Below are 16,784 nucleotides of genomic sequence, written 5' to 3' on the forward strand. Positions count from 1 at the left end.
AAAAATAACCTATCCATTTTTAATCGGCCTTATTATAGCACTTGCCATAAACCCGCTAGTCAATCTTTTTGAAAATAAAACAAAAATGCCAAGAGTACTTGCTGTTTTTGTTGCTCTTATTATTATATTTGCCATCTTTGCCGGTTTGATTACTTTGCTGGTAGTCGAGATCGTTACCGGAGCAACTTACTTAGCTAAAGTTATTCCAGAGCATTTAAACACTTTAATTAAATTCCTAGAAGACTATTTTACAGATTTGTACAATCAATTAACTAGCGTTTTTAATAAGTTGAATCCCGGGCAGAAAGACACGATCATTACCAATATTCAAAATATCGGCAAAAGGGTAGGGTCAACTGTCGGAAACTTTATTCAAGGCTTTTTTGGCAGCATTCCTAATGTTATTTCATGGATTCCAAATGCGGCAACCGTATTGATTTTCTCCTTGTTGGCAACCTTTTTCATCAGCAAGGATTGGTACCGTTTAAAGGCGATGGGTGGAAGGCTATTGCCACAAAAAGCCAGAACAAGTGGAAAAACAGTATTTGTTGATTTGAAAAAGGCGCTTTTCGGCTTTATTAGAGCGCAGTTGACGCTGATTTCCATAACAACGGTTATCATTCTTGTTGGATTGCTTATTCTTCGTGTGGACTATGCCATTACCATTGCCCTTTTGACTGGTCTAGTCGACATTATTCCCTACCTTGGTACAGGAGCAGTATTCGTCCCTTGGATTGTCTATGAAGTTATAAGCGGCGACGTTGGGCTTGCCATTGGGCTTGGTGTCCTTTACATAATCGTGTTGGTTCAAAGACAGATCATGGAGCCAAAAATCCTTTCATCAAACATTGGACTGGACCCTTTGGCAACACTAATTGCACTTTTCGTAGGTTTTAAACTAATCGGCTTTCTTGGATTAATTGTCGGTCCCGTAACTCTTGTCATCATAAGCACGCTATACAGGGCCAATGTTTTTCATGATTTATGGAAGTTTATCGTGGGAAAAGAAGCTTAAAGGAACAAAAGCGTAAGCGCCCTGGTCAGCGGCGTATGGCCTGGAGCTCTCCAACTGAGATAAAGGAAACACGAAGAGCGTAAGCGATTCGATGTTGACTTATCGTAGGGCGGAGAGCGAAGGACACTAGCCGCTAGGGCGCTGGAGCTGGACGTGTCTATCCAGGTAACAAGTTATCCACAATGATTTAATGTATACTTTCCTAGACCATAAAAAAACTCGCCGGCTGGCGAGTTTTTTTATTATAGTACACTAGCATGTCCGTTATAAATAATGCCTCTTGATGCGTCCACCGTGATTTCTTGGCCTTCCTTAAACAGTTTGAGTGCATTTTCAACTCCCACAATAACAGGAATACCTAAGTTTAAACCAACAACAGCAGCATGGCTTGTTAGGCCGCCTTCCTCTGTAATAAGGGCGGCACATTTCTCAAGGGCCGGAACCATTTCCCGGTCGGAGCCGATGGTTACAAGAATGGAACCCGTTTTTACCTTTTCAGTAGCTTCATTAGCATCATGAGCAATAACGACTTTTCCAAAAGCGGATTTGCGTCCAATCCCTTGTCCCTTCGTAATAATATCGCCCACTACATGGATTTTCATTAAATTCGTTGTCCCCGCTTCTCCCACAGGAACACCGGCTGTAATGACCACCAGCTCACCATGTTTAACAATGCCGCTGTTTAAGCTTTCCTCTACGGCGCTTTCAAGCATTTCATCCGTCGTGGTACACATTCTTCCCATCCGTGGATAAACTCCCCAGACAAGTGCTAGACGCCTGCAGGTTGATTCATCCGCAGTGATTGCCACGATTGCTGCCTTCGGACGATATTTTGAAATCATCCTAGCTGTATGTCCGCTTTCAGTTGGCGTGATAATTGACTTTACCTCTAAATTTAATGCTGTATGAGCAACCGATTGACCAATCGCATCAGTTAGATTGTGTTCTGTATTCTTGCTGCGGTGTGAAAGGATTTCTTTATGGTTCAGTGCTTGCTCAGCCCGTGAAGCGATATTATGCATCGTTTGCACCGCTTCAACCGGATATAGCCCTGCAGCAGTTTCTCCAGAAAGCATAATAGCATCTGTTCCATCAAAAATGGCATTGGCCACGTCACTTGCTTCCGCACGAGTTGGCCTTGGATTTCTTTGCATTGAATCAAGCATTTGTGTTGCAGTAATAACCGGTTTACCTAGCGCATTACATTTCTTAATCAATGATTTTTGCACCAATGGAACCTCTTCTGCAGGAATTTCTACACCAAGGTCACCGCGTGCTACCATCAGTCCGTCTGAAACCTCAAGAATTTCATCAATATTATCGACGCCTTCTTGGTTTTCAATTTTAGGGATAATTTGGATATGCGTTGCATGGTTTTCTTCTAAAAGCTGGCGAATTTCCAAGACATCCTTGGAACGGCGAACAAATGAGGCCGCGATAAAATCAACGCCCTGCTCAATTCCAAATAAAATATCCTGTTTATCCTTCTCTGTAATACCGGGCAGGTTAACTGAAACTCCCGGCACATTAACACCTTTTTTATTTTTCAATGTACCACTGTTTAAAATTTTCGTCTTAATTTCGCCCTTAGAATGATCAATGTTGATAACTTCCAGCCCAATTAAACCGTCATCCAACAGAATTTTGGAACCTGCTTGTACATCATCAATTAAACCTTCGTATGTAACGGAAAATTTCTCTGTGGTTCCCTCCACTTCGGTCATTGATACAATAATTTCTTCTCCGGACTTCAGTTCAATAGCTCCATTTTGCATATTGTGAGTACGAATTTCTGGACCCTTTGTATCAAGCAAAATGGCAACTGTTTTACCTGTTAAACCGGCTGCTTCACGGATATTCTTGATTCTGTCGCCGTGTTCTTCAAAATTCCCATGAGAAAAATTTAATCGTGCTACATTCATTCCTGCATTCATTAATTGTGTTAAATTGTCAACACTTTCACTTGCAGGGCCAATCGTACAAACAATTTTTGTTTTGCGCAACATTTCTTGCCCTCCCTTTTTTAAATCGAAAGTTCTTTAGAAAGATTATATAGTTCAAAATCCAATGTATGTTTTTTGGCAAGAGCGTCAATAATGTCGTAGTCGACAAGCTTGTTATTCTCCACACCGACAGCACGGCCGCCTTTGCCCTCAATTAGAAGTTCCACTGCTCTGGCACCCAATCTGCTGGCAAGCACCCGATCTGCGGCAGTTGGCGAACCCCCACGTTGAATATGTCCCAATACTGATACCCTTGTATCGAGGTTGGTGGCATCCTTTAGCTGCTTAGCAAACTCACCCCCGCTGCATACACCCTCGGCGACCACAATAATACTATGCTTTTTCCCACGTTCTTGACCTTTTCTCAAACGATCAGCAATCTCGTCCATGTTGTAATTCTCTTCTGGAATTAGAATCGTTTCCGCTCCTCCGGCAAGCCCAGCCCACAAGGCAATATCACCGGCATCTCGCCCCATTACCTCAATAATAAAAGTTCTTTCGTGCGAGGTAGCCGTGTCGCGAATTTTATCTATTGCATCAATGACTGTATTTAATGCCGTGTCAAAACCGATTGTCATATCAGTTCCTGGAATGTCATTATCAATCGTCCCCGGTACACCAACACAAGGATAGCCAAGCTCTGTCAATGCCTTCGCACCACGATATGACCCGTCACCGCCAATGACGACAAGTCCTTCAATACCATGAGCCTTTAACTGCTCCATTCCTTTTTGCTGGCCCCCTGTTGTTTTAAATTCCGGGCAGCGGGCCGATTGAAGCATTGTTCCTCCGCGATGAATGATATCTCCAACTGAACCGAGCTCAAGCTTTTTTATATTGCCGCAAATTAACCCTGAGTAACCACCGTAGATGCCATAAACTTCAACATTGTGATAAATGGCTTTTCGGACAACAGCGCGGATTGCTGGGTTCATTCCCGGTGAATCCCCGCCGCTTGTCAGCACCCCAATTTTTTTCATGGTAATCACCTCATTAATAGGATAAAGGTACTATGTAAGCCTCTTTAAGAAGGATGGTTTAAAATTACATTTGTTTTCCTTCTTCTATTATTAACATAAAACCCTTGAATATTAATAAAATATCACGAAGCAATAGCCATAACAACTATGTCAATAGCCATTTTGGAATAGACGGAATAGTTCGTTAACTGAAAGCGTTTCATATCATAATGAGAACGTTGTCATGGATTTTACAGCCATTTTTATATGAACTTTTTGTGAATGCTCAACGAAAAAACGTGCCCAAATGAGCACGCATTTTCCTTAATTTACTCCAATGTATTCATTTATCAATCCAAACTCTCCAATTGTTCTAAAACGCTTGTATCGATCAGCAATTAATTGGTCAGCAGAAAGCTTCAAAAGCTCCTCCAAAGATTTGATTAGGACAGGTTCAATTTCCGCAGCTTGTCCTTGCACATTCTTGTGAGCACCGCCCTTAATTTCTGGAACGATATCATCGATAACTCCTAGTTCCTTCAGGTCAGGCGCCGTGATTTTCATAGATTCTGCCGCATTTTTAGCGTAGGCAGCGTCCTTCCATAAAATTGCCGCCGCTCCCTCAGGCGAAATGACTGAATAGGTGGAGTTTTCTAGCATGTAAATCCGGTTGCCAACACCTAGCCCAAGCGCGCCGCCGCTTCCGCCTTCACCAATGACAATACAGATAACTGGTACTTTCAACCCTGCCATTTCAAACAGGTTACGGGCAATTGCTTCACTCTGTCCCCGCTCTTCTGCTGCTTTACCAGGGTATGCGCCTTTCGTATCAATAAAACAAATAATCGGCCGGTTGAATTTATCAGCCTGCTTCATCAACCGCAAAGCCTTTCTGTAGCCCTCAGGATGTGGCATTCCAAAGTTTCTGCGGATATTTTCCTTCGTATCCTTTCCCCGCTGATGGCCAATTACTGTGACAGGCAACCCTTTAAATTTGGCAATCCCGCCAACAATCGCTTCATCATCGCCAAAAGTCCTGTCCCCATGGCATTCAAAGAAATCGTCAAATAGATAGGAAATGTAATCCAAGGTTGTTGGCCTGTTAGGATGGCGGGCTATTTGCACCCGGTCCCACGGTTTAATATTTTCATATATTTCCCGTTCCAGCTTCTCCAACCGGGCCTCTAATTTATTGATTTCCGAACTCAAATCCACATCAGTGGTATCTGTAAATTCCTTAAGCTCAGCTATTTTTTTTCTCAGTTCATTGATCGGGCGTTCAAATTCTAATTCGCCTGCCATTCAAACACACCCCCTGGCTGATGGATATCAAGTATCGTTGCGATTTTCTCTGCCAATTCTAATCGGGAAATGATGGCATCAAGCTGCCCATGTTTTAACAAAAACTCTGCTGTTTGAAAGTCTTCCGGCAATTTTTCACGGATTGACTGCTCAATCACCCTGCGTCCCGCAAAACCGATTAATGCTCCAGGTTCGGCAAGGTTATAATCCCCCAATGATGCAAAGCTAGCAGACACCCCGCCAGTTGTCGGATGGGTCATAATTGAAATGATTAAACCACCATTGTCGCTGAATTTCTTTAAGGCAACACTTGTTTTCGCCATTTGCATCAAACTTAGTGCACCTTCCTGCATTCTGGCTCCACCCGATGCTGTAAAAATAACGAATGGAACAGACAATTCATCCGCTTTTTCAATCGCTAAGGTAATTTTTTCGCCGACAACCGATCCCATACTGCCCATTCGGAAGGTTGAATCCATAACGGACACAACGACTTTATGGCCGTTAACTGTACCAACCCCAGTGACAACCGCTTCATTTATATTGGTTTTTTTGCGGTCCTTTTCAACTTTTTCTAGATAGTCGGGAAAATTCAGAGGATTCTTTGAAATCATATTTTCGTTGAATTCCTCGAAGCTTCCTTCATCAAGAAAACTTTCAATACGCTCCTTTGAATTCATAGGAAAATGATGTCCGCAATGCAGACAAAGCTTTAAGTTTTTTGAAAGTTCTTTTGTATACATAATTTTTTTGCATGAAGGACATTTTGTCATTATTCCTTCAGGAACGTCGCTTTTCGCCGCTTCTGTAGGAATGGTTGCGTATTTCTTCTTTTTTGTCTGGTTTTTGGAAAATAAATCTTTAAGCGCCAAAAATTAAACCTCCTTGTATGGAATTTTGGCTGATGACGATAATCTATCAGCAGTCTTTCTAACAATTGGCTTTCTCATACATATACCGATAGGTGGCCAGACCACTGAAGGATTTAAAAATGCCCTATGAAGGGGCTTGTATAATTTACTATAAAATAAAAAAAGTTCAAAATCTGTTGCTTTCTGTCGTTAGACAGATGACAATTTTCGTAATTGGCCGTAGGCCAAAAGGACCTTCATTTCGTCTTTATCAGCCATTGCATCCAATAAATATAGATAGTCTTCACGCTTGTACTCTACAGGAGAAGAAGATAACGAATGATAGTAATCCTTCAAGATTTCCCATATCTTAAAAAAAAGATGGTTGTCTGCTGCTTCAAAAATCTGATAAAAAAATTCATCATCCTGGAATCCTTCTGACTCCGTCACCCATTCTTTCACGGCAGCGATATTCGAACGGTCCATTCTTTTCAGTGCGAGGCGCAGACCATCCATTTCAATAAAGTTTTTTGTTTCGAAGACATCCAGTTTTGCTTTTTCATCCTGCAAAATAAACGTGCTGAGAAGCTGGACCAATTGATTTCCCCGGAAGTCACGAAGATAAGTACCCTCACCCCGGCGTGTTTCAATTAAGCCTAACAGTTCCAAAGCTCTTAGTGCTTCCCTAACGGAAGAGCGCCCGACATTCAGGCGCTCAGACAATTCACGTTCCGAAGGAATTTTATCCCCCTGCTTTAGTCCATCATCCGTTATCATTTCTCTTAGCTGTTTTAAAATCTCTAGGTACACTTTAGAATTGCTCACGAAAGAATCACTCACTTTTGCCAATTAGAGCGAGCCTTTTCGTTTTTTCCTTTATATCTTCAGGATCTACTTTTATCCGTGCTACACCTGTTTCCATGGCAGCTTTTGCTACTGCAGCGGCAACATTTGGAGCAACCCGCGGGTCAAATGGCCCCGGAATGACATAATCTGCATTGATTTCCTCTTCCTTAATCAAACCGGCAATGGCTTCAACTGCAGCAATTTTCATTTTTTCATTAATATGGGTAGCCCGAACATCAAGTGCTCCGCGGAAAATCCCAGGGAATGCAAGAACATTGTTTACCTGATTTGGAAAATCAGATCGTCCTGTTCCCACAACTTTTGCCCCTGCTTCTTTCGCTTCATCAGGCATAATTTCCGGTACTGGATTTGCCATCGCAAAAATAATCGGGTCAGTATTCATGGATGCAACCATTTCTTTCGTTAACGAACCCGCAGCGGAAACACCAATGAATACATCGGCACCCTTAATTACATCCTTCAGGCTTCCTGCCAAGCTGTCGCGGTTCGTATACTTCGCCACTTCAGCCTTCACATTGTTCATGCCTTCCGGACGGCCTTCATATATCGCACCTTTAGTGTCACACATGATGATATCTCTTACACCATAGCTAAATAATAATTTTATAATGGCAATCCCTGCTGCTCCTGCACCGTTAGCCACGACTTTAATTTCCGTCATTTTCTTGCCTGTCAGCTTTAAAGCATTGACAAGTCCTGCTACGGTTACTATAGCTGTTCCATGCTGGTCATCATGGAACACTGGAATATTCGCTTCCTTCTTTAATCTTTCCTCAATGACAAAGCAGTTTGGGGCGGCAATATCTTCAAGATTAACCCCGCCAAAGGTAGGTTCTAAAAGCTTAACAGTCTCAACAATTTTGTCTACATCGGTAGTATTTAAACAAATTGGAAAGGCATCTACGCCGGCAAAGCTCTTAAACAAGACAGCTTTACCCTCCATAACTGGCAGCGCTGCTTCAGGGCCAATATTGCCAAGTCCAAGTACGGCTGTTCCGTCAGAAACAACTGCAACCATATTCCCTTTCATTGTATAGTCGTAGACAGTTTCCGGTTTTTCATAAATATCCTTACAAGGTTCTGCTACCCCTGGAGAATAGGCTAAGCTTAAATCCTGTGCGTTTCTTACTGGCACCTTCGATTTCGACTCTAATTTCCCTTTATTAATTCGATGCATATGTAATGCTTCTTCTCTTAAAGTCAAGACTGTCACCCCGCAAATGAATAAAAAAATAAAATAAATTCCCCGTTTTAACATTGGTGGTCAGACCACACATGTCTCCTTACCACTATAACATATCTTCCAAAGTTGTAAAGATTTAATCTTTCAAGACTACGTTATGACCACCCAATAAATCCTTTAAGGATTGGATGATTTCCGGATGGGGGTTAATATTTTTTTCCGCGCCTAACCTTACTGTTTTCTTTGTGGTGTCATAATGCAGGACTACCGTTGCATTCCCCTTATTGCTACTTAGAAGCTTGTTTAATTCTTGGAGAGTCCTTTCATCTTCCTTGTCATGGGTGATTTTTAAATACAGCACAGTCTGTCTGACTGCATGCGCATCCAGCCATTTCTCGATTTCTGTAACTTGTTGAATAATCAATTGCCGCTTTCCATCACGTTCTTCGACTTTCCCTTCAAGCAGAGCAAAGCATCCTTCCCCTAAGTTTTGGGAATATTTTCGGTATGCATCAGGAAAAACGACTGCCTCCATTTCACCGGTTGGATCGCTTATAGTTAAAAAGGCCATTGATTCCCCTTTTTTCGTCCGGATTGATTTTTTGGATGTAATGTAGACTCCTGCTTGCGCCTTCCTGATCTGGCTATTTAATTGAAATAAGGCTTGAGCACCTGCCCGTCTAAGCTTTTTTTCAAAAATGGAGATTGGGTGATTGGAAAGATATAAACCAAGCGCCTCTTTTTCATAGGAAAGCTTTATTTGTTGGGTCATTTCATCAACCTGGACATATTTCGGTTTCGGAATCAGTTCATCCTCGAACATATCAATTTGATTTGTGTCATCCGTTTTAAATATTTGCGCATGCTCGATCGCAACATCCAGACTGGCCAAGAGGACGGCTCGGTCCTCCCCGAATTCATCAAAACTGCCGGAATGGACTAGATATTCAAGTGTTTTACGATTGATTGCCTTTCCCGATACCCTGATACAAAACTCAAATAAATCGCTAAACTTCTTTCGTTTTCTCGCTTGAAAAATTTCCTTCAAAGCAGCCGCTCCAACCCCGCGGATGGCACCCAGACTATAGCGGATTTTTCCTTTCTCCACTTGAAATAAATAACTGCTCAAATTAATGGAAGGAGACAGGATATCAATTTCCTTTTGTTTTGCTTCTAAAATATACTGGCCGATTTTCGCCTCGTTTCCAATGGCGGAGGTAAGCAGGCCAGCCATAAAGTGAACCGGATAATTGGCTTTTAAAAAGGCGAGCTGATAGGCAATTAAGCTATAAGCCACGGCATGACTGCGATTAAACCCATAATTGGCGAATCGGACAATCAAATCATATATTTCATTCGCCAAGGTTTCGCTGTATCCCTTCTTCAGCGCGCCTTGGACAAAATGCTGACGCTCTTTATCCAACACTTCTTTTTGTTTCTTCCCAACCGCTCTTCTTAACAGATCTGCTTCACCAAGGGAAAATCCTGCCATGATGGAAGCAATCTGCATAATTTGTTCTTGATAGACAATGACGCCGTACGTATTCTCAAGGATCGCCTGAAGGTCAGGATGCGGATAATCAATTTTCTGCAGGCCATGCTTCCTGTCAATAAAAAGCGGGATATTTTCCATCGGACCTGGCCTGTACAAAGCGTTGACAGCGACAATATCCTCAAAACGAGTCGGCTTCAGGCGTGTTAACACCTTCCTCATTCCCTCTGATTCAAGCTGAAAAATACCTGTTGTTTCGCCTTGAGCTAATAGATTGAAGGTTTTTGCATCATCAAGCGGTATAGAACCAATATCCAATCTCCTTCCCGTGTGGCGATAGATGGAAGACAGGATCGTTTCAATTAACGATAAATTTCTAAGCCCCAAGAAGTCCATTTTGAGCAGTCCCAGTTCCTCTAAGTATTCCATAGAAAACTGGGTTAAAAAAATCCCACCTGATCCTTGCTGAATCGGAATTAAGTCGATTAACGGCTTCTCACTGATGACAACACCTGCAGCGTGCGTTGAGGTGTGACGGGGCAGCCCTTCCAGTTTCAGCGCTGTATTAAACAATCGGCTATTTAAAGGAGTCTCCTGGATGAACTTCCGTAAACCTTCCGATTCCTTATAGGCATCCTTTAAGGTTAGACCCGGGCGAGAAGGAATAAGCCTTGACATATAATCCAACTCTTTCGTATTAAGACCGAACACCCTTCCGACATCCCTTAAGGCCGCTTTCGCAGCAAGTGTACCAAATGTAGCAATTTGCGCAACATGCAGCTCACCATATTTTTGTGCCACATATTCAATGACCTCATCCCGGCGATGGTCGGGAAAATCGATATCAATATCAGGCATGGAAATCCGTTCAGGGTTTAAAAATCTCTCAAACAACAGATAATGCTCAAGCGGGTCAACATCGGTTATGTATAACACATAGGCGACTAGGGACCCAGCAGCAGACCCCCTGCCCGGTCCGGTTAAAATCCCCTTTTCCCGTGCGTATCTCATAAAATCCCAAACAATTAAAAAATAATTGCTGAACTGCATCCGCTTAATTACATTCAATTCATAAGCCAAGCGGTCCAAGTACTCCGTTGACGGTTCCTCCGAAATTCTTTCCTTTAAACCTTTTTGACAAAGTTTTTCAAGATATTCTTCCGCCGGCATGCCGTTTTCCGTTGGAAAGGATGGCAGGTACGTTTTGTCTAAATTTATGTTTATATTACAACGTTCAGCAATCCTAAGCGTATTTTCCAGCGCCTCCGGGACATCCGCAAAGCACTCAGCCATTTCAGCGGAACTTTTTAAATAGAATTGGTCACTGCCCAGCTGCTGACGATGGTCGTCCTGCAATTTGTCACCATTTTTAATGGCTAACAGGCATTCATGAGCAAACATATCTTCTTTTTCCAAATAATAAACTTGATTGGTGGCCGCGAGCGGGATATTCCATTCTTTTGAAAGCCTGAGGAGCGGTTCTCTAAGTGTTTTTTCCTGTTCAAGCTGATGGTCTTGAAGGGCAAGATAAAAATTGCCGCGGCCAAAAATACCAGAAAGTTCAAGAGCAAGATCTTTGGCCAAAGCTACTTCGTTTGTTAATAAAGCCTGCTCAATTTCCCCTTCTATTCCCGGTGTAATGGCAATGAGCCCCTTAGAATAAGCCTTGAGCCATTTGTGAGGAAGTCCATTTTCAGCCTTAGTTTGCACGGCACTGGATATTTTTAATAGATTCTTATAGCCTTCGTCATTTTCCGCTAACAACACAAGCGGATATGTTCCTTCTTCCATCCGTTCACTTTCGATATCCACCGTCAGTCCGATAATCGGTTTTATTTGTTGTTTTTTGCAAAGCTTATAAAATTCAATCGTTCCGTACATAACATTCCGGTCGGTTAATGCCAGCGTCCGAAATCCTTTGCTTCGGGCATTCTCCACTAAATCGGATACAGACGCCGTGCTGGTCAATAAACTATAGGCACTATATACATGAAGGTGAATAAAAGACATCCGGTCGCACCTCTCATTCTACTTTTATCTTACTTCCATTATAAAACTTGATATGAAAAAAAGAAAATATGTTCTATTTTTCACTGCCAACTCATATTAAATTGCACTTGTCCATATAAATGTATAAAGATCATTTGGCTAGACAAAGGCGGTTGAAGGAATGAAAGAACTTGGTTTTTTTCCAGCTTTTATCGAAAGCTATTTTATTGCGTTAGGAGTTGTGCTGGGAGGTTCGCTTATTGGGGGGATTGCCTCCTTTATAACTGGACAGCCTCCATTAACAACGGTTTACCGATTATCATCCGCCCTTAGAATTTGGGCGATTGTTGCGGCGATAGGAGGAACTTTTGATACGGTTTATACATTTGAACGCGGTTTTTTAAACGCGGATACGAAAGACCTATTTAAACAATTTCTATTAATTCTTTCGGCCTTGGGCGGTGCCCAGACAGGTGCACTGATTATTAACTGGCTGACCCAGGAGCATATTTCGTCATGAGAATTCCGCCTTATTACCGCAGACCTTCGTGGCAGCGTTTTATTTCCGGAATGGCCGTCGGCGGTGCCATCAGCTGGTGCATATTTTTATATATTTATGGAGTTTTTCAAGAGGACAATGCAAAATTAATCAGAAAGCAGCAGAAGGATATAGCAGAGTTAAAAGACGACGTTAAAATTTGGCAACAAGATTACGCTGAATTGAATAATAAAAATTTAGGAAAAATTACGATTGAAAAAATAAATATCCGAATAACCAACTGGGAGAAATATAAATTAGATCAGTTCAGTGTTTTTCAAACAGAAGAAGCCGTCAGAGATGATATCAAAATCGTACTGGCAAAAGATTTGGAAACAGTCGCTAAAAGCAAAGACATGCTGAAAAAAATCATTGAAAACAAACCATATGAATTAAACGAGAAGCGCTATCGCCTTAAGGTAAAGGAAATGGTTATCTATACGACACTGACCATTCAATTGGAAATGGAATTTGCTGAATGAAAACTCGTCGATTCGCGAGTCCGATAGGACGGTTCATGAGAGGTAGTTGAATTCATGCGTTAGGAAAGTATAAATTTGTGAAAATTTATACTTTCCTATTAGCTGAATAAAGAAACGGCCGCATCTGGCCGTTTCTTTGCGTATTATTTACAAACTGCATGTAGTTCTCTAAGTACATTATCTACTTCATCCCAAGAATAGATGGAGGCACCTGCTGCTAACGGGTGACCTCCTCCGTTAAACTTCCTGGCGACCACATTGATGACCGGTCCCTTTGAACGAAGCCGCACCCTTATTTGGTCACTTTCCTCAATGAAGAAAACCCATGCTTTAATCCCTTTTACATCCCCTAAGGTACTGACTAACAATGACGCTTCTGCAGGTCTTGCTTGGTATTCCTCAAGCAGTTCCTTTGTCAGTCTAACCGCTGCAACGCCGTTTTCTTGCATATCAAAGTTCTGCAATATGTAGCCATTTAACTTAATTATATTTGGTTCTAGTTCATACATTCTGTCAAACAACTCCGTACGCGAGAAATTAAAGTGGATCAACTCTCCCGCATAGGCAAATGTCTTGTCCGTTGTACTCGGAAACAGAAATCTTCCGGTATCCCCGACAATGCCGCCGAATAACAGTCTTGCTGCTTCATCATTTATTTTTAGCCCTTTTTCTTTTCCATCTAAATAAAATTCATAAATCATTTCGCTGCAGGAGCTTGCAGTGGTATCGACCCACAATAAATCGCCATACGGATCTTCATTTGGGTGATGATCGATTTTAATCAGCATATCCCCCTTAGTATAGCGTTTATCGTCAATCCTTTCTTGATTGGCCGTATCGCAGACTATCACCAGTGCGCCCTCATAAACTTCGTCTGCGACTTCATCCAGCCTTCTCATAAAGTGGAGGGTCGGCTCCTCCTGCCCTACCGCATAAATATTCTTTTCCGGAAACGAAGCCTTTAAGATAGCTGCCAATCCGCCCTGTGAACCATAGGCATCAGGATCAGGACGAACGTGGCGATGGATAATAATCGTGTCATATTGTTTGATTGTTTCCAGTATTTTCTCTTTCATATTTTCTCCTTTTCAACCATCCTTTTATGAACATTGTAGCATTTTCCTTCAAATACAGGTAAAATATTAGGTGATTTTTAAAATTGGAGGAACATTAGATGCTAGGTTTGGTTTTTCTTATCGTTATTTTATTTGCTTTTTATTTATTTTATAAAACAAAATACATCCGGAGCAACCGTCCTGTCGAAAAGAAATGGCTTTCCGCTAAGTCCAATATTGCCCTCGGGCTTTTTGTCCTTATGTTTGGGATTAATACCATCTTTCTTTCCACCTCAACTGCGGCTTATATCGTTGCAGCCATATTCATTATATATGGAGTCTTATTTAGTTGGGTAGGATTCAAAAAATATAAGCATTACCATCGGTTTGCCATTGAAGAAGCTGAAATGCTTGAGGCAGAAAAGTAACATAACTATAGCCGCTCCCTGAATACGAAGGAAGCGGCTATTTGTCATGTTATCTGTCAATCAATTGGCACATCATCATTGCTTTTCCGACAAGAACGCCTTCATTAAATACTTCCACATCTACCTTTCCAAACTTTCGCCCTACTTCCAGCACTCTTGGATAGATTTCCAATGTGCTTTCCATTTGAACCGGTTTAATAAAGTAAATTGTCATATTTTCGACGACAAGATCACCTTTTTTATAGCTTTTCAGCACTCGGTTGGCGGCATCGGAGACGATGGTCGTAAATACACCATAGGAAATGGTCCCAAGGTGATTTGTCATTTGCGGGGTCACTTCACAGGTAAAAGCATCTTCTCCTTTATCTTTCCCCTGTAAAATTCCTATCTGATTGGTGACAATATCATCAAGAGTTACCCCCACCTGCGGCTGCCGCTGGTTCATTTGCAGTGCCTTCAGGACATCCTGCCTGCTGATCAGCCCGTCTAAGTGATTGGAGTCGTCCGCTACAGGAAGTACTTCAATACCTTCCCAGACCATCATATGCGCTGTTGAAGCAATACTTGTTTTACCGTTTACAGTCATAGGCTGCCTTGTCATTATTTTTTCAATCGTTATATCCATATCCTGACCCAAAACATCTTTGCTTGTTACCATCCCCTGGATTCTCATGTTATGGTCAACAACAGGATAGCGGCTATGTGTTGTTTGCTGGTTTAATTCATGCCATCTTGAAACCTTATCGGTTGTTTTTAAATAATAAGTCTCCGATAAGGGTGTTAAGATATCTTCTACTAAAATAATTTCTTTTTTAATTAATTGGTCGTAAATCGCCCGATTTATCATCGTAGCGACAGTAAAAGTGTCGTAGCTTGAAGAGATAACCGGAAGCTCAAGTTCGTCTGCTAGTCGTTTAACTTGCTCCTCCGTGTCAAAGCCTCCGGTAACGAGTACGGCTGCTCCAGCTTTCAACGCAAGCTCATGGGCCTGTGTCCGATTTCCGACGATTAACAGATTTCCTGCCTCAGTGTAGCGCATCATGGCTTCCAATTTCATAGCACCGATCACAAATTTATTGAGCGTTTTATGCAGTCCCGTTCTTCCGCCCAATACTTGACCGTCGACAATGTTAACCACTTCCGCAAAGGTAAGCTTCTCAATATTTTCCTTTTTCTTCCGTTCAATCCGAATCGTGCCAACCCGTTCTATCGTACTGACGTAGCCTTTATTCTCGGCTTCTTTAATGGCACGATAGGCAGTTCCTTCGCTGACACTCATTGCTTTGGCAATTTGCCTGACAGAGATTTTCTCCCCGATCGGCAGTCCATCAATATATTCTAAAATTTGTTCATGCTTTGTCGCCAAGACCTTCACCCTTTATAATCAAATTCCAATCTATCCGTATCCGAAAATGTCTCCAATTTCATTATAGAGTTAAAAAAGCCTTGATTCAATGCGGATTCTCTAAATAGAAATCCCGCTCCTTAATGAAAAGAGCGGGATTTCTTCTTTAATTGCCCCAATTGCTGCTTTGAGATTTGCTTTTTTGGTGTATAAAGAAGAGCGGTAAGATTTCCGGCAATGACCATTAGAGCAAATCCTAGCCAAGCGATTGAAAAAATTCCTTGCGTCCCCTCAGCCGTTACCGAAAGTCTAGGAACCGCAAAATACAGCATAAGTGCTGCAAGTAAAATACATAGTAAATATCTATTCTTTTTCATCTTCCTTCCTCCTTAACAGACTGCTTGTTTTATTTTTATGCTATAAGGAGGAAAAAAAGTAGTTAAATTTCGATTGCTTCACCCGGGTTTAACACTTTTCCGTTTTTCTCTTCAAGTAATTCAATGAATAGATTAGGATTCTGCTTGATTGGCGGGAATGTATTGTAGTGAATTGGCACCACTGTTTTTGCCTGCAATAGCTTAGCCGCATAGGCAGCATCCTCTGGCCCCATTGTAAAATTATCGCCAATTGGAAGGAAGGCCACATCAATTGGATGACGTTCGCCAATCAACTTCATGTCGGAAAACAATCCAGTATCGCCTGCATGGTAAATGGTTTTGCCTTCACTGCTAAATAAAACTCCTGTCGGCATGCCGCAATAAATGATTTCATTGTTGTGTGTTGCGTAGCCTGAACCATGAAAGGCCTGGGTCAGTTTAACTGTTCCAAAATCAAAATGACACGCGCCGCCGATATTCATTCCATGTGTCTCAACGCCCTGCCAGCTAAGATATGTAGTCAGATCGGCATTAGCAACAACAAGCGATCCACATCTTTTCGCGATTGCCACAGTATCACCGACATGGTCATTATGCCCATGCGTTAAAACAATCACATCTGCATGTACTTCCTCGGCCTTTAAATCTGTTAAGCTATTTCCTGTAATAAACGGATCAATTAAAATCGTTTTTCCATTAGTGTTAATTTGGACGACAGAATGACCGTGATAAGAAATTTTCATTTAAATTACCCCTTTCAAAAACTATATTAACTACTTCCATAAAAGTTTCGGAAATCCTTCCACAATATACCCATATCAATCCTGTTTTAGCACATCATAAAATCAGATAGTTTACATTTTATTTTTCTATTGATACTCTCAAATAGAAAATGCTT

The 16,784-nt window shown here is 41.7% G+C and carries 15 protein-coding genes; 4 read left to right on the forward strand and 11 right to left on the reverse strand.

Annotated elements, in window-relative coordinates:
* On the forward strand, positions 1–1,015 hold a 1,015-nt coding region (gene ytvI / locus KHB02_RS25520; protein WP_241114086.1), incomplete at its 5' end, for a sporulation integral membrane protein YtvI.
* A gap of 242 nt (positions 1,016–1,257) precedes the next feature.
* Here ytvI and pyk read toward each other — a convergent pair.
* The 7 genes from pyk to dnaE all read right to left on the reverse strand — a co-directional run bounded on the left by pyk (position 1,258) and on the right by dnaE (position 11,682).
* Complete coding sequence (gene pyk / locus KHB02_RS25525; RefSeq protein WP_213145276.1) at positions 1,258–3,018, reverse strand: pyruvate kinase; 1,761 nt, start codon at positions 3,016–3,018, stop codon at positions 1,258–1,260.
* A 20-nt stretch (positions 3,019–3,038) separates the two neighbouring features.
* A complete protein-coding gene (gene pfkA, locus KHB02_RS25530; RefSeq protein WP_213144625.1) occupies positions 3,039–3,998 on the reverse strand; it encodes a 6-phosphofructokinase in 960 nt (319 codons plus the stop codon).
* Between the two features lie 303 nt (positions 3,999–4,301).
* Entirely contained in the window at positions 4,302–5,279 is a 978-nt protein-coding gene (gene accA, locus KHB02_RS25535) for an acetyl-CoA carboxylase carboxyl transferase subunit alpha (RefSeq protein WP_213144624.1), read from the reverse strand.
* The gene (accD, locus tag KHB02_RS25540) at positions 5,264–6,151 is read right to left on the reverse strand and encodes an acetyl-CoA carboxylase, carboxyltransferase subunit beta (protein ID WP_213144623.1); all 888 of its coding nucleotides are present in this window, start codon (positions 6,149–6,151) and stop codon (positions 5,264–5,266) included. Before accD ends, accA begins: the two co-directional genes overlap by 16 nt.
* Positions 6,152–6,340: 189 nt before the next feature.
* Positions 6,341–6,907 carry a FadR/GntR family transcriptional regulator gene (locus tag KHB02_RS25545; RefSeq protein ID WP_241114089.1) on the reverse strand — a complete coding sequence of 189 codons (567 nt, stop codon included), beginning with the start codon at positions 6,905–6,907 and terminating at the stop codon, positions 6,341–6,343.
* 55 nt (positions 6,908–6,962) lie between these two features.
* Positions 6,963–8,201, reverse strand: a complete 1,239-nt coding sequence (ystJ, locus tag KHB02_RS25550) for an NADP-dependent malic enzyme (RefSeq protein ID WP_213144622.1) — start codon at positions 8,199–8,201, stop codon at positions 6,963–6,965.
* A gap of 115 nt (positions 8,202–8,316) precedes the next feature.
* The gene (dnaE, locus tag KHB02_RS25555; protein ID WP_213144621.1) at positions 8,317–11,682 is read right to left on the reverse strand and encodes a DNA polymerase III subunit alpha; all 3,366 of its coding nucleotides are present in this window, start codon (positions 11,680–11,682) and stop codon (positions 8,317–8,319) included.
* 160 nt (positions 11,683–11,842) lie between these two features.
* Here dnaE and ytrH point away from each other — a divergent pair, with 160 nt between their 5' ends.
* Both ytrH and ytrI read left to right on the forward strand, forming a co-directional pair.
* Positions 11,843–12,181 carry a sporulation membrane protein YtrH gene (ytrH, locus tag KHB02_RS25560; protein ID WP_213144620.1) on the forward strand — a complete coding sequence of 113 codons (339 nt, stop codon included), beginning with the start codon at positions 11,843–11,845 and terminating at the stop codon, positions 12,179–12,181.
* Entirely contained in the window at positions 12,178–12,681 is a 504-nt protein-coding gene (gene ytrI, locus KHB02_RS25565) for a sporulation membrane protein YtrI (protein WP_213119916.1), read from the forward strand. Before ytrH ends, ytrI begins: the two co-directional genes overlap by 4 nt.
* Positions 12,682–12,824: 143 nt before the next feature.
* Here ytrI and KHB02_RS25570 read toward each other — a convergent pair whose 3' ends face one another.
* Positions 12,825–13,757 (reverse strand): DHH family phosphoesterase, encoded by a 933-nt coding sequence (locus tag KHB02_RS25570; RefSeq protein WP_213144619.1) that lies wholly within the window; start codon positions 13,755–13,757, stop codon positions 12,825–12,827.
* A gap of 98 nt (positions 13,758–13,855) precedes the next feature.
* Here KHB02_RS25570 and KHB02_RS25575 point away from each other — a divergent pair, with 98 nt between their 5' ends.
* On the forward strand, positions 13,856–14,164 hold the full coding sequence (locus tag KHB02_RS25575; protein WP_213144618.1) for a YtpI family protein: 309 nt from the start codon (positions 13,856–13,858) through the stop codon (positions 14,162–14,164).
* A gap of 49 nt (positions 14,165–14,213) precedes the next feature.
* On the opposite strand, the gene KHB02_RS25580 is transcribed toward KHB02_RS25575, so the two are convergent.
* From KHB02_RS25580 to KHB02_RS25590, 3 genes are all read right to left on the reverse strand, one after another.
* The gene (locus KHB02_RS25580; RefSeq protein ID WP_213144617.1) at positions 14,214–15,530 is read right to left on the reverse strand and encodes a CBS domain-containing protein; all 1,317 of its coding nucleotides are present in this window, start codon (positions 15,528–15,530) and stop codon (positions 14,214–14,216) included.
* 119 nt (positions 15,531–15,649) lie between these two features.
* Positions 15,650–15,886, reverse strand: coding sequence for a hypothetical protein (locus KHB02_RS25585; protein WP_213144616.1), 237 nt, complete (start codon positions 15,884–15,886; stop codon positions 15,650–15,652).
* A gap of 62 nt (positions 15,887–15,948) precedes the next feature.
* Positions 15,949–16,629 carry a metal-dependent hydrolase gene (locus KHB02_RS25590; protein WP_213144615.1) on the reverse strand — a complete coding sequence of 227 codons (681 nt, stop codon included), beginning with the start codon at positions 16,627–16,629 and terminating at the stop codon, positions 15,949–15,951.
* Positions 16,630–16,784 lie beyond the last annotated feature (155 nt).

The sequence above is a fragment of the Neobacillus citreus genome (assembly GCF_018343545.2).
Classification (GTDB): domain Bacteria; phylum Bacillota; class Bacilli; order Bacillales; family Cytobacillaceae; genus Neobacillus; species Neobacillus citreus.

Bases quoted from the DNA above. Each gene is read 5' to 3' on its own strand.
- pfkA (WP_213144625.1), bottom strand. From the start codon at position 3,998: ATGAAAAAAATTGGGGTGCTGACAAGCGGCGGGGATTCACCGGGAATG.
- accA (WP_213144624.1), bottom strand. From the start codon at position 5,279: ATGGCAGGCGAATTAGAATTTGAACGCCCGATCAATGAACTGAGAAAA.
- KHB02_RS25545 (WP_241114089.1), bottom strand. From the start codon at position 6,907: ATGATAACGGATGATGGACTAAAGCAGGGGGATAAAATTCCTTCGGAA.
- dnaE (WP_213144621.1), bottom strand. From the start codon at position 11,682: ATGTCTTTTATTCACCTTCATGTATATAGTGCCTATAGTTTATTGACC.
- ytrH (WP_213144620.1), top strand. From the start codon at position 11,843: ATGAAAGAACTTGGTTTTTTTCCAGCTTTTATCGAAAGCTATTTTATT.
- ytrI (WP_213119916.1), top strand. From the start codon at position 12,178: ATGAGAATTCCGCCTTATTACCGCAGACCTTCGTGGCAGCGTTTTATT.
- KHB02_RS25570 (WP_213144619.1), bottom strand. From the start codon at position 13,757: ATGAAAGAGAAAATACTGGAAACAATCAAACAATATGACACGATTATT.
- KHB02_RS25575 (WP_213144618.1), top strand. From the start codon at position 13,856: ATGCTAGGTTTGGTTTTTCTTATCGTTATTTTATTTGCTTTTTATTTA.
- KHB02_RS25585 (WP_213144616.1), bottom strand. From the start codon at position 15,886: ATGAAAAAGAATAGATATTTACTATGTATTTTACTTGCAGCACTTATG.
- KHB02_RS25590 (WP_213144615.1), bottom strand. From the start codon at position 16,629: ATGAAAATTTCTTATCACGGTCATTCTGTCGTCCAAATTAACACTAAT.